At 57.9% G+C, this 20,902-nt stretch carries 17 protein-coding genes; 16 read left to right on the top strand and 1 reads right to left on the bottom strand.

The genetic code is table 11. From position 1 onward, the window contains the following. The first annotated feature begins 81 nt into the window (after nucleotides 1–81). The gene (locus K5658_RS15410) at nucleotides 82–486 is read left to right on the top strand and encodes a flagellar basal body-associated FliL family protein (RefSeq protein WP_221063995.1); all 405 of its coding nucleotides are present in this window, start codon (nucleotides 82–84) and stop codon (nucleotides 484–486) included. 6 nt (nucleotides 487–492) lie between these two features. Here K5658_RS15410 and K5658_RS15405 read toward each other — a convergent pair whose 3' ends face one another. Next, entirely contained in the window at nucleotides 493–804 is a 312-nt protein-coding gene (locus tag K5658_RS15405; RefSeq protein ID WP_221063994.1) for a DUF1244 domain-containing protein, read from the bottom strand. 156 nt (nucleotides 805–960) lie between these two features. Between K5658_RS15405 and K5658_RS15400 the strand changes: the two genes are divergently transcribed. The 15 genes from K5658_RS15400 to K5658_RS15330 all read left to right on the top strand — a co-directional run bounded on the left by K5658_RS15400 (nucleotide 961) and on the right by K5658_RS15330 (nucleotide 20,828). After that, entirely contained in the window at nucleotides 961–1,308 is a 348-nt protein-coding gene (locus K5658_RS15400) for a hypothetical protein (protein WP_221063993.1), read from the top strand. A gap of 25 nt (nucleotides 1,309–1,333) precedes the next feature. After that, entirely contained in the window at nucleotides 1,334–1,918 is a 585-nt protein-coding gene (locus K5658_RS15395; RefSeq protein ID WP_221063992.1) for a septation protein A, read from the top strand. Between the two features lie 3 nt (nucleotides 1,919–1,921). Beyond that, nucleotides 1,922–2,221 carry a YciI family protein gene (locus K5658_RS15390; protein ID WP_221063991.1) on the top strand — a complete coding sequence of 100 codons (300 nt, stop codon included), beginning with the start codon at nucleotides 1,922–1,924 and terminating at the stop codon, nucleotides 2,219–2,221. Between the two features lie 44 nt (nucleotides 2,222–2,265). Next, nucleotides 2,266–2,544, top strand: coding sequence for a BolA family protein (locus tag K5658_RS15385; protein WP_221063990.1), 279 nt, complete (start codon nucleotides 2,266–2,268; stop codon nucleotides 2,542–2,544). Between the two features lie 12 nt (nucleotides 2,545–2,556). Beyond that, nucleotides 2,557–3,510 (top strand): peptidylprolyl isomerase, encoded by a 954-nt coding sequence (locus K5658_RS15380; protein ID WP_221063989.1) that lies wholly within the window; start codon nucleotides 2,557–2,559, stop codon nucleotides 3,508–3,510. A gap of 287 nt (nucleotides 3,511–3,797) precedes the next feature. Next, nucleotides 3,798–5,240, top strand: coding sequence for a TolC family outer membrane protein (locus K5658_RS15375; protein ID WP_221063988.1), 1,443 nt, complete (start codon nucleotides 3,798–3,800; stop codon nucleotides 5,238–5,240). A gap of 133 nt (nucleotides 5,241–5,373) precedes the next feature. Further along, a complete protein-coding gene (locus K5658_RS15370) occupies nucleotides 5,374–6,630 on the top strand; it encodes a glycosyltransferase family 4 protein (protein ID WP_221063987.1) in 1,257 nt (418 codons plus the stop codon). Beyond that, the gene (locus K5658_RS15365) at nucleotides 6,627–8,342 is read left to right on the top strand and encodes a type I secretion system permease/ATPase (RefSeq protein WP_221063986.1); all 1,716 of its coding nucleotides are present in this window, start codon (nucleotides 6,627–6,629) and stop codon (nucleotides 8,340–8,342) included. Before K5658_RS15370 ends, K5658_RS15365 begins: the two co-directional genes overlap by 4 nt. A gap of 196 nt (nucleotides 8,343–8,538) precedes the next feature. Then, nucleotides 8,539–9,852, top strand: coding sequence for an HlyD family type I secretion periplasmic adaptor subunit (locus tag K5658_RS15360; RefSeq protein WP_221063985.1), 1,314 nt, complete (start codon nucleotides 8,539–8,541; stop codon nucleotides 9,850–9,852). A 112-nt stretch (nucleotides 9,853–9,964) separates the two neighbouring features. Continuing rightward, entirely contained in the window at nucleotides 9,965–10,792 is an 828-nt protein-coding gene (locus K5658_RS15355) for a calcium-binding protein (RefSeq protein WP_221063984.1), read from the top strand. Nucleotides 10,793–11,033: 241 nt separating this feature from the next. Further along, nucleotides 11,034–14,894 (top strand): glycosyltransferase, encoded by a 3,861-nt coding sequence (locus K5658_RS15350; protein WP_221063983.1) that lies wholly within the window; start codon nucleotides 11,034–11,036, stop codon nucleotides 14,892–14,894. 79 nt (nucleotides 14,895–14,973) lie between these two features. Next, nucleotides 14,974–15,936 carry a hypothetical protein gene (locus tag K5658_RS15345; protein ID WP_221063982.1) on the top strand — a complete coding sequence of 321 codons (963 nt, stop codon included), beginning with the start codon at nucleotides 14,974–14,976 and terminating at the stop codon, nucleotides 15,934–15,936. Nucleotides 15,937–15,998: 62 nt separating this feature from the next. Continuing rightward, nucleotides 15,999–17,117, top strand: a complete 1,119-nt coding sequence (locus K5658_RS15340; protein WP_221063981.1) for a glycosyltransferase family 2 protein — start codon at nucleotides 15,999–16,001, stop codon at nucleotides 17,115–17,117. A 242-nt stretch (nucleotides 17,118–17,359) separates the two neighbouring features. Then, nucleotides 17,360–19,903, top strand: a complete 2,544-nt coding sequence (locus tag K5658_RS15335) for a glycoside hydrolase family 99-like domain-containing protein (RefSeq protein WP_221063980.1) — start codon at nucleotides 17,360–17,362, stop codon at nucleotides 19,901–19,903. Next, on the top strand, nucleotides 19,896–20,828 hold the full coding sequence (locus tag K5658_RS15330) for a glycosyltransferase family 2 protein (protein WP_221063979.1): 933 nt from the start codon (nucleotides 19,896–19,898) through the stop codon (nucleotides 20,826–20,828). The genes K5658_RS15335 and K5658_RS15330 overlap by 8 nt, the downstream gene beginning before the upstream one ends. Nucleotides 20,829–20,902 lie beyond the last annotated feature (74 nt).

Raw genomic sequence — 20,902 nt, 5'->3', positions numbered from 1 at the left:
GTTCCGGGGCAGGGCAGGGGGCTGTGGATTTTAAACTATAATCGGGCCGAGGCGGCGTGGTGCCGCATAGGGAGGTCCGGTATGGGAAAAGTCAGAATCGTGTTGGTGGCCTTGTGCTTATGGGCCGGGAGTCCCGCCGGGCTCGCCAACGAAGGCGGGGGCGGCGGGGAGGATGGCGGCGCGGAATACCTGCCCTTGGAGGCGGTCTTGGTCAATCTGGCGGGCAAGCGCCATTATCTCCGGGCCGATATCCAACTGCTGGTGGAGAGCAAGGAAGATGCCGACAAGATCAAGGTCCATATGCCCTTGATCCGCCATACCCTGATCATGTTGTTCTCCAACCGCGACCCGGCGGAAATCGCCGCCGTCGCCGAGCGCGAGAAACTGCGCCAGTCCGCCCTCGAACAAATCACCGCCAGCCTCGAACAGGTCGGGGCCGACCACGGCCTCGAAGACCTGTTCTTCACCGACTTCATGGTGCAATAGGCATTTTCAATGCCCGGCGGCCGCTTTTTGCCGCTGGCGTTCCGCGTAGGCCGCCGCTTGTTCCGGGGTGGCCTCCTTCTGGTGTTGGGCCTTCCATTCGGAATAAGGCATCCCATAGACGAGGGCCTGCGCCGCCGGGTAGTCGAGGTCGAGGCCGCGCTCCTGGGCGGCGGCGGCGTACCATTTGGCGAGGCAGTTGCGGCAGAAATCGGCCAGGATCATCAGGTCGATGTTCTGGACTTCGGGGTGGGCTTGCAGATGCTGCACGAGGCGGCGGAAAGCGGCGGCTTCGAGTTCGGTGCGGGTCGGTTGGTCCATAGCGGGTTTTCCAAGCCAATTGATAGGGCAGGGGGTTCCGGCGCGAGCCCGCTTCCGGCGGTGGCCTTGCGGGGAGCCCCGTCTCTTATGTCATCGAGTTCTAGGAATTATTGTGTATTATATCCATTGAATCGGTAAAGCTGCGGCTAGCCCCGTATGGACATTCGCAAGACCGCTTTCTATCCTGTCGCCGTCCCGCCCGCGCCGATGCGGACGCGGTCCGAAGCGGTGGGAGCGCTGGATCCCCAGGCGGCCCGGAATTCCGAAAATCCCGCCCCAAGCACCAGCCAGGAACGGTTCCGCCCCGTCGATCCCGCGTCCCGGCCCGCCGAAGGGCGTACACGATACCGCACCGAGGACGCTACGGACCGGGTCGAGCGCCAAGCCGCCTTGAACGCCAAGGCCCAACAAGCGCTACGAGCCTACCTAAGCCACGAACAATTCGCCCAGCAGGAATCCCGCACCGCCCTCAACCAAACCCTAGGCGTCGATTACTACGCCTGAGTTCACCCCAGTCGCGTTCAACCCTATGAAGCTATTGCTCGATTTTTTCCCCATCCTGCTGTTTTTCATCGCCTATAAGCTTGGCGCGGGCTGGGTGCCGGACGATTATCCCCTGTTCAAGGAAAATCCCATCTATCTCGCCACCCTGGTCGCCATCGTCGCCTCGGTCCTGCAAGTCTCCTACCTGTGGCTCAGGCACCGCAAGGTCGAGAACATGCACCTGGTTTCGCTGGTGCTGATCGTGGTGTTCGGCGGCGCGACCTTGTTCCTGCGCGATCCACAGTTCATCAAGTGGAAGCCCACCGTGCTGAATTGGCTGTTCGGCACCGTGTTCCTGGGCAGCCAGGTGATCGGCCGGAAAACCATGATCGAGCGGATGCTCGGCGGCCAGTTGGAATTGCCATCCATGGTTTGGGGACGTTTGAATCTGGCCTGGGCCGCGTTCTTCATCGTCATCGGCGGGGTCAACCTGTATGTGGCCTACCAGTTCGAGGAACAGGTCTGGGTCAATTTCAAGCTGTTCGGGATGCTGGGCCTGACCTTCCTGTTCGTGATCCTGCAATCGTTCTATCTCTCCCGTTACCTGCCCGAAACCAAGCCGGAGGAATAAGCCTTGCTCTACGCCATCTATTGCGCAGACCACGCGGGGAGCCTGCCGCTCCGCCAGCAAACCCGTCCGGCCCATCTCGAACGCCTGCGCGCCTTGCAGGCCGAGGGCCGCTTGCTGTTGGCCGGACCCTTGCCCGCGGTCGATAGCGACGACCCCGGCGAGGCCGGCTTCACCGGCAGCCTCATCGTCGCCGAATTCGCCAGCCTCGAAGCCGCCCGGACCTGGGCCGAGGCCGATCCCTACCGCCACGCGGGCGTTTATGCCCAGGTGACGGTGACGCCCTTCAAGAAGGTTTTCCCCTAGCCCCCCGCCCGGCGGGTCGGGCACCATCCCTAGCGAGGTTCCATATGACCGACCGTGTTGAAAAAATCAGGAACACCCTGGAAGCCGGGCTGGCCCCGGTGCATCTCGAAATCGTGGACGACAGCCATGCCCATGCCGGGCACGCGGGGGCCGCGAGCGGGGGCGGGCATTTTTCCGCCCTTATCGTGTCCACCGCGTTCGAAGGCAAAAACCCGGTGCAGCGCCATCAATTGGTGTACCGGACCTTGGGCGAATTGCTGCGTGCCGATATACACGCCTTCAGCATGAAGGCGCTGACGCCCGCCGAGTTTCAATCACCATAAGGAAAACATCGCATGAAGAAATATCCGCTTATCGCCATCGCGGTCGCGAGCGCCTTGCTGGCCGCGGGGTCCGCCCAGGCCGCCGACGCCGCTAAGCCGGCCGGGGACCCTATCGCCATCGTCAATGGCAAGCCGATCAGCAAAGCGGCGTTCGAGTCGGTGCAGGCCGAACTGGCCCGGCGTCCGGGAGGCGGCTCCGCGCCGGACGACAAGATCGTCGAGGAATTGATCAAGCGCGAAGTCCTGGCCCAGGAAGCCGAGTCCCAAGGTCTCGACAAGGACCCCAAGTTCGCCGCCCGCATCGAGAACGCCCGCCGCTTGGCGATGGCGCAGAACGCCGTCGAACATTACATGGCCACCCTCCAGGTCGGCGACGACGAGCTGAAGAAGGAATACGACCAGCGCATCGGCGCCAACAAGGCCACCGAATTCAAGGCCCGCCACATCCTGGTGGACTCCGAGAAGACCGCCAAGGAAGTCCTCGCCAAGCTGGACAAGGGTGGCAAGTTCGCCGACCTCGCCAAGAAATATTCCAAAGACCCCGGCTCCAAGGACAAAGGCGGCGACCTCGGTTGGTTCAACCCGCAGCAGATGGTGCCGCAGTTCTCCGAGGCCGTGACGGCGCTTAAGAACGGCGAAACCACCAAGGCCCCGGTGCAGAGCCAGTTCGGCTGGCACATCATCCAGCGCGAGGAATCCCGCGAACAGGCACCGCCGCCCTTCGACGCGGTCAAGGACCAATTGCGCAATATGTTGCAGTCGCAGAAACTGCAACAGCATATGGCCGAACTGGAGAGCAAGGCCAAGATCGAAAACCGCCTGCCGCCCAAACCCGCCGAACCCCCGGCTCCCCCGGCCGGTGCCGCCGCGCCCGGCCTCGAAGCGGGCAAGCCCCAGCCGCCCGCCGAAAAACCGGCGCAACCCGCCCCCGCGGCCCCTGCCCCGGCACCCAAGCCCGCCCATTAAACCTCGCGGCGGGTCCGGCATCGGTCCGGTCCCGCCCGCCCTTGTTTTTCCGCCCGCGCCCATTGGGGTTTCGCCAAGGAAAGCGGTGCCGACCAATGCTTCCGGCAGGGCGGCGGGGGAGGGTCGCGGACCGCCGCCGCTATCCCGCGTCCCGCCCGGTTCCGGGATCGGCGTCACGGTGGTCCCACGCTCCACCTCGTCTGGTTGGGCTGGATTGGCGCAGGTTTCGTGTATGCTTGATGGATATAAGCGTTTTGCCGTATGGGCGGGCGGCTCGTAGAAAGGTTATGAACAAAACGATTCCCGCGCTGGTCCTTTGCGGGCTGGCAAGCCTGCCGTCCTATGGCATGGATTTATTGGAAGCCTACGAACTGGGGCTCAAGGGCGATCCCCTGGTCTTGCAGGCGGAGGCGAAGCGCAACGCCATCCAGAAGAACCGGCCGATCAGCCTCGCCAAACTGTTGCCGAACGTGAGCTTCAACGGCGATTACACGCAGAACCACACTTCGACCCAGAATTCCTATATCACCACCCAGCAATTCACGGACGTGACCTACCAAGTCGGCGAATTCACCTTGCGCTTGTCGCAGCCGGTGTTCCATTACGATTATTGGGTGCAGCTCTGGCAGGCGGACAACCAGATCGCCCAGGCCCAGGCCCAGCTGGAGGCCGCCTACCAGGACTTGGCGGTGCGGGTGGCGACCAATTATTTCAATGTGCTGTATGGCGAGGAAAACCTGGAGGTGACCGCCATGCAGTTGCATAGCCTGGATGTGCAGATCGAGCAGGTGAAGGAGCGCTTGGCGGTGGGTTTCAGTTCGTTGGTGGATCTGAACGCGATCCAGGCCAAGCGCGACCAGGTGGCGGCCGATTTGATCGTGGCCGACCAGAAGCTGAACGACGCCAAGGAAAGCCTGCGGGAAATCCTCGGCAACATCGATATAGATCTCGCCAAGGTGCCCGAGCAGGTAGCGCTGAACAAGCCCCAGCCCGAGGATATCGAGGCTTGGCGCGATATGGCGATGAAGAACAACATGGATATCATCGCCGCCATGAGCGGGGCCGAGGTCGCCAAGCAGGCCATAGACGTGAATTTCGCCGGTCATCTGCCGACCGTGGATATCCAGGGCACCAAGGGCCTTTATCACAGCAATCGTCCGCCCTATGGGTTGGACAACGACAGCGAGACCATCGGCCTGTACGTCAACGTCCCGGTGTTTTCGGGGGGTGGGGTGAATGCCAAGGTGGAGCAGGCCAGGGATTATTACGCGCAGGCGATGGCGCAGGTGGATCAGCAGCGCCGCGCCACCCAGCGCCAGGTCAAGGATGCCTACCGCGGCGTGTTCGCGGCCATAGGCGAGGTGGGCGCTCTGGCCACGGCGGTCAAATCGGCGGAAGTGGCCCTGGAGGCCAGCCAACTCGGGTTCCAGGTCGGCACGCAATCGGCGGTCGATCTATTGGTCCAGCAGAACACCTATTTCCAGTCCCGGCGCGATTACGCACGGGCGCGGTATGACTATCTACGCAATGGATTATTGCTCAAGCAGGCCGCCGGCACTTTGGCGCGGGACGATATCGACGCGGTGAACGCCTTGATCCACCGGCCCCATGCGCCCGGCCTGCTGTCGAAGCAGCCTCCGCTGCCCGGCCAGCCGCCCGCCGACGAGCCTCCCAAAGCCACGGCGCGGTCGCCCGCCGGGCGCAAGCTGGAGCCTTGGCGGGTTCCCTAGGGAGCCTGGCCTGGGCTTTTTCCACCGGCACCGGATGGCGGGGTGCCGGGCCTTCCCCGGCGGGTATTCCCCGCGGCGGGCAATCGATCCTCTTCCCCCAAGGGGGGATTTCCGAGCGGTTTAAGGTGTGACGATGAAGCTACTCTTCATCCATAAGAATCTTCCCGGACAATTCGAACATTTCATCCACGCCTTGGCGCAAGAGCCCGGCAATGAATTGGTCTGCATCTGCCAGGAATTCAAACCCCAGCAATACCGGTTCAAGGGGCTGAGGGTCGAGACCTACCAGGGCGGAGCCCATCTGGGCGGGGTGTCCAGCGAGTACCTATACAGTAGCGAGCAGGCCATCGCCAACGGCTTGGCGGTGGCGGCCAAATTGACCGACCTCAAGCGCGAGGGCTTCGTGCCGGATATCGCCCTCGCCCATCTCGGCTGGGGCGAGTCCTTGTATTTCAAGGACATTTATCCACATGCCCCGCTGGTGGGGTATTGCGAATTTTACTATCATGCCAGGGGTGTCGATGCCGATTTCGATCCCGATTTCCCGTTGGGGCTGAGCGATGCCTTCCGCATCCGCACCGCCAACGCGACCAAGCTGCTGGGGTTGGTGGGCATCGACCTCGGCGTGAGTCCGACCGAATGGCAGCGGAGCCTGTTCCCCCCCGAGTTCCAGCGCAAGATCACGGTCATCCACGACGGGGTGGACACGGTCCGGATCAAGCCCAACCCGAACGCGGCGTTCCGTCTGCCCAACGGCCAGCTCTTGACCCGCCAGCAGCCGGTCGTCACCTACGCCACCCGCAACCTGGAACCCTACCGGGGTTTCCCCGTGTTCATGCGGGCCGTGGCCGAGATCGGGCGGCGGCGGCCGGATTGCCAGTTCGTCATCGCCGGTGGCGACGAGGTCAGCTACAGCGCCCGTCCGCCCGCGGCGGGAACCTACCGCGAGCAGATGCTGCGCGAACTGGGTTCCACCATCGACCCCAAGCGCGTCCATTTTGTCGGGCGCCTGCCTTTCGAGGAATATCTGAAGTTGCTGCAAATCTCTTCCGTACACGTCTATCTTACCGTGCCCTTCGTGCTGTCCTGGTCGTTGCTGGAGGCGATGGCGGCGGGTTGCGTCGTCATCGGCTCCAATACCGCGCCGGTGCGGGAGTTCCTGAGGCATGGGGTCAACGGCCTGTTGGTCGATTTCTTCTCCCCCGGCGAGATCGCCGACATGGTCGACCGGGTGCTGGAAAACCCCCGCCGCGACCGCGAACTGGGACTCAAGGCCCGCGCCGATATGAGGCGGCGCTACGATGTGGCGGAGTCCATCCGCCGCTACCGCGAGTTGGTCGATGGGGTGTTGTCCAATCATTTGTTGTTCGTGGGGGATGCTGTGCTATGACGCCGCGCGAGGTCGTATCGAATTGCCGGGGCTTCTTTTTCTACCTGGCCATTTTCAGTTTCGTGGTCAACCTGTTCGCACTGGCGACCCCGCTCTACATGATGACGGTGTTCGACCGGGTCCTGACCAGTAGGAGCAACTCGACCCTGATGGTCATCACCTTGATCTTCATGTTCGCGCTGGCGATCCAGGCGGTGCTGGAATCCTTGCGTTCGCGCTTGTTCAAGCAACTGGGGGATACCATCCACTCCAAGCTGCGGCAGCCGGTGTTCGATACCATCCTGCGGTTCAAGCGGCAGGGCGAGGGAGATAAACACGCGATGGAGGATTTGGATATCATCAAAAGCTTCATGTCCGGTGTTGGGCTTAAAGCCGCTTTCGAAGTCCCTTGGATACCGGTGTTCCTGCTGGTGCTGTGGGCCTTCCATCCGGCCTTGTGCATGATCGCCGTGGGAACTTCCGTTGTGTTGTTCGCCTTGACTTGGCTGGAGGACGTGATCACCTCCAAGAACCAGAAGGAAGCCAACCTCAAGCAACGGGAATCCAACGACCTTATGGGGCATATCCTCAAGAACGCCGAGGTGGTGGGCGCCCTGGCGATGCAGGAGAACGTGCAGTCCCGTTGGAGCAAGGTCAATGATCAATACCTCGAACAAGCGCGTATCACCTTGCAACGGGTGGGCACCATCATCAGTGTGTCTTTCTTCGTCAAGCATGTGCTGCATATCTTGGCGATGGGCACCGCCGCCTATTTGGTGATCAATGTCCAAGGCGTCACCAGCGGCGTCATGATCGCTTCGACCATGCTGATGGGCCGGGCCATTTCACCCATCCTGAACGTACTGGGGGCGTGGCGTTCCTTTTTGAACTTCCGCCTCTCCTATGCTCGGCTCGAAGAATTGCTGAAGGATCGCTTGTGGATGAACGAGGGTCTGCGCCACGCACCGCCCGAAGGCCACCTGTCTGTGGAAAGTCTGCTATTTTTCCTGGACCGGGATCGCACGATCCTGAACGGGGTGAATTTCAAACTGGAAGCGGGCGAAGTCCTGGGCGTGATCGGCTCCAGCGGCTCGGGGAAATCGTCCCTGGCGCGTTTGATGGTGGGCATCTACCAGCCCAGCGACGGCTCGGTGCGTTTGGATGGCGCGGATATCTTTCATTGGGCGCAGCATGGCTTGGGCGAACACATCGGCTATCTGCCCCAGGAGCAGCAATTGTTTCCGGGCAGCGTGGCCGAGAATATCGCGCGCATGGGCGACGCTTATAGCAAGGTGGCGGAGGTCGTGCAGGCGGCCAAGCGGGCCGGGGCGCACGACATGATCCTGCGCCTGCCTAAGGGCTACGATACCGAGATCGGGGTGGCCGGGAACAAGCTGTCGGGTGGGCAAAGGCAATTGATCGCTTTCGCGCGGGCCTTGTTCGGGCGGCCCCGCTTCATCGTGCTGGACGAACCCAATACCTTCCTGGATGGCCAATCCGAATTGGTTCTCCTGGCCACGGTCCGCGATTTGAAGGCGGAAGGGGCGACGGTGGTGATCGTCAGCCACAAACCCAGCTTGTTGCAGGATGCCGATAAAATCCTGGTGTTGGGCCAGGGCAAGCAACTGATGTTCGGGCCTCGGGAAGAGATCATGCGCCGGTTGGGGCATGTGAGCGGCGTGGTCGCTCCGGCTTCGGAACCCCCGGCCCTGGGAAGCGGCATCGCCGCCTAAGTGGGCGGCACGTCTTGGATATGGCGGCGGCTCCCCGTACAATCGGATACAAACCGATCCGGCCCGGGCTACCGCTTTTGGATAAACTGTGATGAATCGGAAGTTGGCAGGGGTCGGTGTTGATTTTTATTGAACAATGCGTTCCCTGCGGTTTGGGAACGGCTTTCATCGAGTTCGAGCTATTTCCTAAGCTTTTATGTTGACTGTTACCTTTGACGAGACCGGGGAAGCCAGCCGCATCGTGCGGGCCGGGATGTTTATCATCGTTTTCTTCGTCGGTGGATTCGCCGCATGGGCCTTCATGGCACCGATCCAGGGAGCCGTGGTTGCCGAGGGCATCATCAAGATCGAAACCAAGCGCAAAACCATCCAACATCTGGAAGGCGGGGTGATCCGGGAAATCCTGGTCCACGAAGGCCAATATGTGAACCAAGGCGATCCCCTGGTGGTATTGGAGGATGCGGAGGTCAAAGCCAATCTGACTATCCTGAAGGATCAGCTCAACGCGCTCCTAGCCAAGGAGGCCCGGCTCCAGGCCGAGCAGAGGTTCGCGGACAAGGTAGAGTTTCCCAGCGGGCTCTTGGCTAGCCAAGACCCCAAGGTCCGGGAAATGTTGATCAATGAAAAAACTTTATTTCTTTCTAAGAAAAAGAGCGTTGACGAGCAAATCGCGATAACCCGCCAGGAGATGGTTGAAGTTTCCCGCGAGGCCGAAGGCTATCAATTAGAAATCAAGGAAACCGAGCGCAGTATCCGCTTGAAAGAAGAGCGGGTAGCCATGGGGGAAGCGCTAAGCTCCAAGCAATTCGTCGATAGAAGCACCTATATGGGTTGGCAGGAGGCGTTGGCGGATATGCGCGCCAATCTGGGCCAGACTATAGGCAAGCTGGGGACTTCCCTGCAAGCGCATAAGGAATTGGAGTTGAGGATCATCAACCTGCGCAATGAATATATCAAATTGGCAGATGATGAATTGAAAGAAACCAAGGGTAATATTTTTGAATTACAGCAGAAAATCCAACCGGCCGAGTTGGCGGTCCAGCGCTTCCGTGTGATCGCTCCTAGCGATGGGCAGGTGATAGACCTGAAAGTCTCGACTATCGGTGGGGTGATCAGGCCTGGCGATGCCTTGATGGACTTGGTTCCTAAGCAACAGGAGTTGCTGATGGAGGTTAAGGTCATGACCAAGGATATTGAATTGGTTCATGTGAACCAACATGCAGATATACAATTATTAGCCTATAATAGCCGCACGGTTCCCCATATCGCCGGTACGGTTATCTATGTGTCGGGCGATGCCCTTGAGGATAAATCCAATCCTAGCGCGCCCTATTACTTCCTGGCTCATATTAGGGCCGACGCGGACATGCTTAAGGATCTACCCGAAGTTTCCCTGGCACCGGGAATGCCCCTTAACGCATTCATCCAAACAAAGTCAAAGACTTTTTTCGATATCATCTTTAAGACCTTCGAGGAATCTGTCTCTAGGGGCTTGCGCCAAGAGGCTTAACTACTACATTATATAAACTGGGTAAACAGTCCTTGATGGAGTGTTTGTGACCTCGGCTTTTATTCAACAACATTTGGAACGGCTTCAACGACACACTTAAGAGGAACTCATCATGGCATCAGAAATCGGCGGCGCACAGCTGAACCTTCATATCGGTAGTTCGGGGAGTACCCCTAACAACGACACCCAGTTCAACCAAATCAGCACGTTCTTCCACGGGTTCTACGACAACAGCGTCTTCAACACCACCACCGATCAAGGTGGCTTCCAGCAGAACGTCGTCACCGACCTTGGTAGGACGTTTATCGTGTTCGGTGACCAGGGCACAGGAACTGCCAACTTCGCCGGCAGCGGTGACGGTGCGGTCGGTACTGGTCAGGATACCGCTATCACAGCTGGTAAAGGCGATAACGACATCATCATCACCGACAACAGTAACCATGCCGCTAACCTCGGCAAGGGCAACGACTTCATCCAAAACACGGGCACCGGTGCTGTCACCGTGAACGCTGGAGCAGGTAATGATGCCGTGGTCGGTGGGGCTGGCAATGACACCATCAATGGCAACAAAGGAAACGACTTCCTACAGGGTGGGGCTGGCAACGACACCGTCAATGGTGGCAACGGTGCCGATACCCTCGTTGGCAATGCCGGCAACGATGTGTTGACTGGCGGGAAAGGGAACGATGTATTCCTTTTCAGCAACGAGCCCACTGGCAACGATACGATCAACGATTTCAAGAAGGGCGATATCTTGCAAATCGCTGACCGTAACAATGATGGCAGCATTAATATCTCGGGTGCTAATGCCGACGTTACCATCACGCAAGATGGTAAGGATACTGTCCTGACCTTCACCAATGGTGACAAGATCACCTTGAAGAACGTCGATTCCAACGATCTGAGCCAGGATAACCTTAACGGGCAATTCCACCTCTAATCCGTTGTTATTTCAACGGTGAAACCCCTTAAGTAGCTTCCTATTCCTAAGGAAGCTACTCTTCGCCAAGCAAACGGTTGGGGAGGCCACCGCGCCCCCCACCATTGCGCAAGCCTCCTAATCAGCGATGACCTCGATACAGACTTTACAGATTCATGCTTACGACGACTTATTGATTCTGTATTGGCGGCGCGAGGCTAAGATTTCAGGTCAGATCAATGTGTTCTTGGACGATGTTCCCATGGGCAAGCCCATCTTGGGGATGGAGTTCGTAGAACGTCCCGATTATCTCTTGGTCGCCTATCAACCAGGCTTGGCGCAACGCGGGAGCTTCCGTGTCCGGATCGCCGATGCCGAAGCCCGGGTTTTGGCGGAAGTCGAATGCGAGAAAGCCCCGCCACTTCCGAAAAAGTGGTTGGCGACCTTGTCCCCGGAAAGCCGCCTGCGTTTGGAAAACATCCTGATGCTGCGGGTCGCCAAGTCCTTCCCCACCCTGGGGATGGTGACCAGACGCAAAATAGCGCTCGCTTTGGCAGCTATTCCCCCCACTTATCTATCCGGCCCGGATGGGTTGTTTTATGCCAGGCTGCCTTGGTCCGCCGCGACAGGCATGGGGCTGATGGATGTTTCCTTGCAGATGTTGCCGACAGTGAGGTCCGGCAATTTTCCCGAGACCATGAAGGCTTTGCTGGAAGGCGGATTCCTGCATTTCTTCTCCCGGTCGCTGGCCCCCCATTGGCGCCGGGATCGGGTATGGATACTGGAGGTGGGTGAAACCCGCCATGCACCGTTCCAACTCCCTGAACTGCCCTTGGCAGAACACCACACCTTGGGCGATTGGCTGGGCGCTATTTTCGCGGGCTACGAGGGTGAAAAAACCATCCTCAAAGGTTATGCGGTCGCGCTCTTCGGTCCGCAGTTAGGCGATGCCCCGGCCCTTCAACGGGAGACCGCCCGGTTGCTGGGTAAAGTCGAGGGTATCCGGGCGGGCCGGGTTTTCGGGTGGGCCTTCCATCCCGACCGGCCACACCATCCCGTCAAATTGGCCGTGACGGTGGACGGCGACAAGGTCGGCGAAACCCAGGCCCACCTGCCGCGGGTCGATAGCGAGTTGCGGGCCTATGGCAATTGCGGTTTCGTTTGGCAACCGGACGAGGATTTGTTGAACGGAGCCACCCGCCAATACCGATTCCACTGCTTGGAGACCGGCAATGAATTGCCAGGTAGCCCGATCCAACTGGGCGGCGGGGAGTACGATGGCGATTTCCGCTTGGAAGAGGATGGCTATTTGGTGGGCTGGGTGCGCGAAAGATGCGCTTCCACCAAGAACCAGCGCCCGTATTTGCGCCTCCTGATCGACGGGGAACGGGAGGGCGAGATTCCCGACGGCCAGATCGGCTTGGCACAGGCCGATGGCCGTTATGATTTCCGGGGAACCCTGCCGGATAAGGTGTTCGATACCCAGCCCCATTCGATCCAAATCGAGGTGGTGGGCAAGGCGGGGCAGCCCAAACGCCTAGGCCAGACGCTTAAAATCCAGGCCGGCTATCGCGGTTATGTCGATACCACGGGCGTCGAGCGGGTCAGTGGTTGGGTGGTCAATACCAGCGCCCCCAACCGGCCGGTAGCCCTGGATTTGTTCGTGAACGGCCTCCATACCGCCGTCATCAAAGCCGACCAGGTCCGCCCCGATATCGCGGAACAGCCCGGCAGCCGTAGCGGTTTCGAATTCAGGATACGCCCGCAGAGTTGGGAATGCGCCAGCCTCACCTTGGACCTGCGCCTGGCCGGCACCGAACTCCGGGTACTCGGTCCGAGCATTGTCTATACCCCTTACGACATCGCCCTGCGTTCCCTGACCACCCTCGCCGAGATTTTGAACGACCGTTCGCGTTGGCAAAGCTTGGCGGGCGGGCTGGCCTTCGACGAGGATGTCACCACTTGGCTGCGTACCCAAATCATCGCCAAGGCGACGAACGAACTGCGCCGGGCCAAGCGTATCCCTGGCCGGATCGATCTACAACTGGCTTCCCTGGTCAAGTTGCCCGGCCACCACGACCGCCAGCCCATCGTGGATGTGATCGTGCCGGTTTATCTGGGGCGGGAAGACGCGCTGCGCTGTATTGCCGGCGTACTGGCCGCCGCCCACTGCCAAACGCCGATGGAATTGGTGGTCATCAACGATGCCAGCCCCGATGCCGATTTGAGCGCCGAACTGAGGAACCTCGCCCAGGCGCGGCGGTTCACCTATCTGGAAAACAAGGACAATCTGGGGTTCGTCGGAACCGTGAACCGCGGGATGCGCTTGCATCCGGGCCGCGACGTGGTTTTGCTCAACTCGGATACGGCGGTGGCGGGCGCTTGGCTGGATCGCTTGCGGGGGGCCGCTTACCATGCGGAAAACATCGGTACCGCCACGCCTTTGTCCAATAACGCCACGATTTGCAGTTTCCCCGGATTTTGCCGGGAAAACCCGATCCCGCCCGGTCTTTCGGTCGAGCGTTTGGACGCCTTGTTCGCGGAATCCAACCCTGGGCTGGTGGTGGATATCCCCACGGCGGTGGGGTTTTGTATGTACATCAAGCGCGATACCTTGGACGAGATCGGTTATTTCGACGAGGCCCAATGGGGCAAGGGGTATGGCGAGGAAAACGATTTCTGCCTACGCGCCGCCACCTTGGGATGGCGGCATGTGGCGGCCTGTGATGTGTTTGTCGAGCATGAGGGCGGGGTTTCCTTCGCCGAGAACAAGAAGGACCAGATTCAGCGCAACCTGGCCAAGTTGAACGGGCTTTATCCCGATTATGCCGCGACCATCCAGCGCTTCATCGTCCAAGACCCGATGGCCCAGGCGCGTAACCCGGTTTCCAAAGCCTTGCTGCGGGAACACGCCCCGCGCTATATGCTGTTCGTGATCCATAGCCTGGGCGGCGGCACCCAAAGCGCGGCGGATTACTTGGCGGCGGGTTTGGCGCGGGAAGGTGTGCCGGTACTGGAACTGATGTCGGTAACCGCCGAGCGCTGGCAATTGGTCTGCCATGGCCTGCCTTATACGATTCATTATCGGTATCCAGAGGATTGGGAGCGGCTGACCCAGGACCTGCGCGATCTCCGCGTTTGGCATATCCATTACCATCAAACCATGCATTATCCCAAGCGCATTTGGGAATTGCCCCGGCTGTTGGGGACGGCCTACGATTTCACCGCGCACGATTACCTGCCGATTTGTCCGCGTATCAATATGATCGACGAAACCGGCTATTACTGTGGCGCGTCGCAATTCACCCCGGAAGCCTGTACCCGCTGTGTGAAGCTCAATGGCTTGGAACACGACCTCGACGACAAATACGCGGAGTTCGGCAGCGATGTGGGCGCGTGGCGGGCCGTTTATGGCGAAGTCCTGGGCCAGGCCCGCCGGATCTTCGCGCCCAGCGAGGATGTGGCGCAACGTTTCCGCGAGCATTTCCCGCTGTCGAATCTCCGGGTCTTGCCGCATCTGGAACCGCGCTGCGAAATCCCGGCGGTGCGCAAGGGCGAACCCTATACCGTGGCGGTCATCGGCGCGATAGGCGTGCATAAGGGCAGCGATATCCTGTTGCGCTGCGTCCGCAACGCCGAAAAGGAAGGCCTGCCCTTGAGGTTCGTGATTATCGGCTATACCGGAGATGACCAGGCGTTCAGCCGGTTCGGTAACGTGTCGATCTATGGCGCTTATCAACGCGAAGACCTGCCGCGCCTGATCGAGGCCAGCCAAGCCAGGATCGCCTTGTTCCTGAGTCCTTGGCCCGAAACCTATTGTTTCGCCTTGTCCGAGGCTTGGCAGAACGGACTCTATCCCCTGGCCCTGGATATTGGCGCGGTCGGCGAGCGGATACGGCGTACCAAGGCCGGTCGGCTCCTGCCGTTGACCGCCAGCCCCCGGCGTATCAACCGGACACTGATGAAGCTGTTCGAGGCCGAACCCGCGTTTCCCGCGGCGGCGGTGATTGGTTGGGAGCCTCCCGAGATACTGAAAGATTATTATGATTTGAGCGCCGACGTCGCCGTGGAAACCGCCGAAACCACCCTGGGGGTGGCGAAGCGGGCTGTCGGCGGTGGCTGAGCGCGACGGGGACGGGACCGCCTATGCTCCCGAACCCACCCAGCGCCGTGCCGCGTAGCCCAACCAATCCGGAAGCCCGATGAGTCTCAAGGATATTTTTAAGGCTTTTCCGTTTTCCAAAGGGAAAACCAAGGACAAGACCGTCCTTCCCGAACCACCCCCGCCGGAAATCCCCCAGCCCTCGCCCTATGCCGAATTGCTGGAAGCGGAAATGGCGGCGTCCATCTCGGCCGCACCCCAGGCTCCCTTGCGGATCCGCGATGTATTCCTGCTGGATAACCTGACGGCCAAGCCGAAAAGCACGGTGGGTTTGCTGTTCCAGAATCCCGGCGTGGCGGTCATCAGGGACCCCTACCGGGGCAGTGTGGGGCGCTTGCTGCCTTGGCGGCTCGACGGCGTATCCTTCGCTTTGTACGGGGATTGGTTGGGGACCGGGATCGAATCCATCGGCTTTTTCCACCGCCCCAGCCGGTACTTCTTCCTATGGCGCAGCGATTCCATCGGCGAACCCGAGATACAATTTCCCTTCGGTCCCCATGATTCCAATTGGATACCCCTGGTCGGCGATTGGAACGGCGATGGCCTCGATGGCGTGGGCTTTTACGATCCCGACCGCAGTGTATTCATGTTGCGGAACCAACTTACCGCGCCCGCCTTGCCCGAACTCGAATTCGCGTTCGGCAGCCAGGGCAAGGGGTGGTTGCCGGTCGCCGGGGATTGGAATGGCGACGGCGTCGACGGCATCGGCTTGTTCGACCCCGCCACCGCTACCTTCTATTTGCGCGACAATTTGTCGGAGGGGCCGTTCCAGCATAAATTGCGGTTGGACCGGGTCGGCCCTGGCTGTCTGCCCATCGCCGGGGATTGGAACGGGGATGGCGTCGATGGTGTCGGATGCTATGACGGTTCCAATGGCAGTTTCCATCTCAGGAATGCCTTGAGCAACGGCGGACCGGAAGAGTCCTTCAAATTCGGTCCCCATGAAATCCCCGGAACGCCTTTTAGTGGCCGATGGATGTTGCCGGAAGGATCGCATAAATAGATGCTGGAAATTTGGTTGACGATGGCAATCCGGGCCGGGCGGGGCCGCGCGGGGTGGTGGCGATGAGCGGGTTACAGGAATATCTGGGCTTGGCCCGGTCCGCCCTGCAAGCCGGTCGTTGGGAAGAGGTGCCCCGGCTTTATGGCGAGGCCACCGAGGCCATCCGGCAGGACGCGCAGATGAAGGAAATGTTGGCCTACGCGCTGTTCGTGATGGGCCGGTATGCCGAATTACTCAACATCGAGGGTATCGACCGCGATAGCCGGATGTGGGTGCTCTCCCAGGACTTGGCGGGGAGCGACCTCGCCGGACAGCACCGCTTGGTATGGTACGGCCCGCCCCTGCCGCAAGTCGCCTATGTGTCGATGGTCAAGGACGAAGAAGATATAATTTTCATCAACTTGCTATGGCATTATAGTTTGGGGTTCCGCAGGTTCGTGTTGATCGATAATCTATCGACCGACAACACCCGGGGGGAAATCGGGTTTTTCGCCGCGACCTTCAAGGATGCCGTGGTCATCGTCATGGAGGATCCCATCGTCGGGCATTTGCAGTCCGAGTTCACCACGGCGGGATTCCGGGTCGCTTGCAGCCTGTGGCCCGAGGTGGCCTGGGTATTTCCCATCGACGCCGACGAATTCCTCTGTGCCGAAAAACCTTTGGCCGGAATACTGGCGGCCGTGCCGGAAACCGTGAATGCGCTATTATTGCCCAAGGCGCAGTACGCGCCCACCCGCGAGTTTTATGCACTGGAAAAACAGCAACCCATGTTCCGGCGGTTCCGTTACCGGGAGCGTCTTTCCCACAATTCCTCCAAGATTGTGGTTAGGAGCCATCCGTTTTTGGAAATAGGCCAGGGCAACCATGTGGCGACTTTTCGCGGCCAGGATATAAAATCCTATGCGGGGGGTTTACGGCTGGGCTTGCATTACCGCGAATATTTCCTACGCTCTCAGGAACATGCGAGGAAAAAGGTGATCAATGGCGGACGGGCCATCGAGGCCGCCGAGGCCATGGGCAAGAAGGACATAGGTGGGGATCACTGGAAGATATGGTATCGGATTTACCAGGAAGGGGGGGAATCGGCGATCACCTCGATATTCGAATCCCACCACCGTCACGCCAAGGATTTGATCGACGATCCCTTGCCCATGGGTCCGGTGATTAGTCGATGGTTATAATTCAACAAGGCATCTGAGGTCGGCAAGGTTTATCTATTAGCCTTGCCCATACCATCCCGCATGGATCGCCCTCGTTTTGATTCCCGCTTCGGTGCCTGGAAGGGCAGGGTGGGATGGCTTCCCCCGGAAAATTTTGATCAGGACTATACGGCTAGGATCGGCGCTGGCGAATGGGATATTCGCGCGTGTTCTTCCGGTTCGTCCTTGGGTTTTGAATATAGAGCGCACATTCGGGTAATGACATGACTGAGCAAGAAAAGGGATTGCGAGCTGAAATCCAATTGGCTTTGTTGGTGAAAGGAATACTGGTGATCGCGGGCACGATTGGCGATGCCGATGCGCCTGTGAAATCGATAAAGGTCACAGGGGTCCGCAAGAACCTCATCAAGAATATCTACCGCTTCAACCGCGATAGCTCGGGCTTCTATCCACAAACCGAGGCGGCCAGGGGAACCGACTTCCTGTTGCTGATGAAGGCGAAAAACCTCGACCAAGAGGGCATGATCGAATTCGAGTCGGATGCCGGGTCCGTGGCGTTGGCATATCGCCTCGAGGACCAGGCGAAAATATCCCGCAGTTTGGTCGATCACCTGCGCCATGCCGCCGATTACCTGGATATTGAAGAATTGCGGGAAAGCCTGGGGGTGGCGGTTCAATATATTTCATTTGATGGCATCCAGGGCGCTAAACAAGGGTATTTCGGTTGCCTCGATATCATCGATGGAAACGGTATCCAAGGCTGGGCTGTCAACCTTGCCAAACCATCCGACCCCCTGAAAATCAGGGTTTTGCTACGGAGCCGGATCATTGGTACGGCTTATACGGTATTCAGCCGTAACGATGTTTCGGCCAGCGCGGGCGTTCCCTTGCCCGCTTGCGGATTCCACCTCAAATGGAACCGTGTTAGCCTCCCTCCCGAACTGAAACAATTGGACCGCGATATCCCCTGCGAATTATTAGTGCAGATCGAGGGAACCAATCTCGTATTGGTCAATTTGAAGGGGAAATGGCCCAGCGTGGGAGATTTATTGGGGTGGTGCAATCCCCAACCGGTACCTATGTCGGGATCGGCCAAGAAAATAGCGGTGGAAACCTTTTTGGACAAGGACCCGGTCGAGAACGAGGTCGCGGCTAATGTGAAGGCAATCGCGTTCTTTTTGCCTCAATTCCATCCTATCCCTGAAAACGACGCTTGGTGGGGGCCTGGGTTTACCGAATGGACCAATGTTACCCAGGCCAAACCTTCTTTTCCGGGCCATGAACAACCCCATATACCGGGCGAATTGGGTTTTTATGATCTTCGCCTGCCGGAATTGCGTGAAGCCCAAGCCAAGCTCGCCAGGGAATACGGAATTTATGGTTTTTGCTACTATTATTATTGGTTCGCGGGACGCCGCATCCTGGAGCGTCCCCTGGATGATATGCTTAAATCCGGTAGCCCCGATTTTCCATTTTGTATCTGCTGGGCGAATGAAAGTTGGTCCAAACGGTGGGATGGTTCGGAAGACGAGGTCTTGTTGAAACAAGAACATACCCCGGAAACGGATGTTGCGTTCATCCGGGATGTTATTCCGATACTCAAAGACCCCCGCTATATTCAAATTAATGGTGCGCCACTGTTGGTTGTATATCGGGTAAATCTTTTTCCCGATCCAAAGCGCACGGCTGCGGTATGGCGCAAAATCTGTGCGGACGAGGGATTGCCTAATATCCATCTGGCGGCTGTCGAATTTACCGGGTTTAACGATCCCTATGGAAGTGGTTTCGATTCTTCGATTGAATTTCCGCCTTTGAATATCTCCCCGGCAGAGACTGTAACCAATGAAATAGAGGATTTGGATAAGGACTTCAGTGGTGGGATTTATGATTATCGCCAGTACGCTATCCAAGTGATGCTGAGGGAACCAGCCCCTTATAGACGCTATCGTGGAATTATTCCTGGTTGGGATAATACCCCGCGGCGTGGTAAACGGGCCAGCCTGTTTGTGGACTCGGAGCCGCAAACCTATGAGATGTGGTTGCGTGCGATAGTGGAGGAAACCCGTAACGCATTGCCTGCCGGCGAAAGGTTTATATTCATTAATGCTTGGAATGAATGGGCCGAAGGTGCCCACCTGGAGCCGGATATACGCCATGGACGAGCCTATCTTGAATCCACCCGACGTGGATTAACCGGACGTAGTGATTGGCGGATATTGGCCGATTATGCCCGTGCGAAGGGTTCATTGAGCGGTTCGGAGTTGGAAGACTGGATATCGGATATTGAATCGCAATTGCTGGCGCGCGACCGCTCGTTGCAATATTTAAGGCGGTTACATTCGATGAAAACCCCTTTGGAATTTAATCGGGTGATCTTTAGCCCAATTCCTTCTTCGATACTGGAATATAACCATAATGTCAAAGGAGGAGGCCATGGGGTATTGGATACAGTAAATAACCAAGCGCTGCATGAACATATCACGCTCGACCATCGACGCTGTGCTTTGTTCGCGGGTTGGTGCATTGCTCCCGAAGCCCATGTGGGTGCCCAAAGCGCCACGCTATTTTTCCTTGAGCATGTAAATAATCGGAAACGCTATTTCGCTTCGGTCATAGGAAGGGCAAAACGCGAAGATGTAGCGAATACATTTCCGGAAATGGGAGAATCCGTTACGCTCTATGCAGGCTACCATTTTTATGGGGAGTTATCCCAGCTGGATGCGGGGGAATACCGCATGGGAGTGTTTCAACGTGCTGAGCAAAAAAATATAGAAACCTTATTCGATGGAGTTTTGAGAGTTGTCTAACCCAACAGACCATGAATTAGTCAGTGTTGTTATTCCGGCCTATAAACATGCTAGCTATATCGTGGCGGCTTTGTCGTCGGTTGCGGAGCAGACCTACCCGAATTTGGAACTTGTGATTGTGGATGATTGTTCGCCCGATGCTACTCTGGAGGTGGCTGCGGAGTGGCTGTCATCTCCCGAAGTGGATTCCCGATTTGCGTCGGTACTCCTCTTGAAGAATGAAACGAATTCGGGAGCGCATGCTAGTATTAACCGTGGTATCCGGGAATCCAAAGGTACGGTTATCAGTTTAATGAACTCGGATGATTTATATCATCCAGAGCGAATTTCTAAACTGGTTGAGGCTATGGAACTTAATAGTACGGAGTTCGCCTTTTCCAAGGTCAGGGCCATTGATGATAATAATATGGCCATTCCTCCTTGGAGACTGCCCGACTCCCTGAGGAATGTGTTTGATTTCGCAGATCAGGTTTCTGCTAACTTTCCGGCTTTAAGTTTTGGATTTTTGGCCCAGAATATGGCGGTTTCAACTGGAAACTTTGTGTTTAAGCGAGAATTATACGAACGGATTGGTCAATTCAAGCCATTGCTCTATGTGCATGATTGGGAGTTCGTGTTGAGGGCGATATTCGAATGTGAGCCAGTTTATGTGGATGAGGATTTATATCTTTATCGCATACACAACACAAATTCGTTTAGCCAACTGAGTCATGTGGGGGAAATTGAAGGATTGATCGTGGCTGAGGTATTTTATCAGTTGTCCCGCAATAAAGTTGTCAGGAATATTTTGGCGCCTGTGCCAGATAATTGGCCGATAGTATGGGATATATACAAGGAGCGTCTTTTGATGTTGAATGTGGGGTCGATGGCAATAAAGCAAAAAACACAGCAAAATAAAAAATCCAAGCTCACATATAAGCGCTAAAATAGCAAAACAAAAGGATTATAAACCAAAAGTAGAAATGGCGATGTATGCCTAAAATCGAAATAAAGCATGAT

The organism is Methylomagnum ishizawai, assembly GCF_019670005.1.
Classification (GTDB): domain Bacteria; phylum Pseudomonadota; class Gammaproteobacteria; order Methylococcales; family Methylococcaceae; genus Methylomagnum; species Methylomagnum ishizawai.
This window is presented reverse-complemented; position numbering and strand designations above follow the sequence as displayed.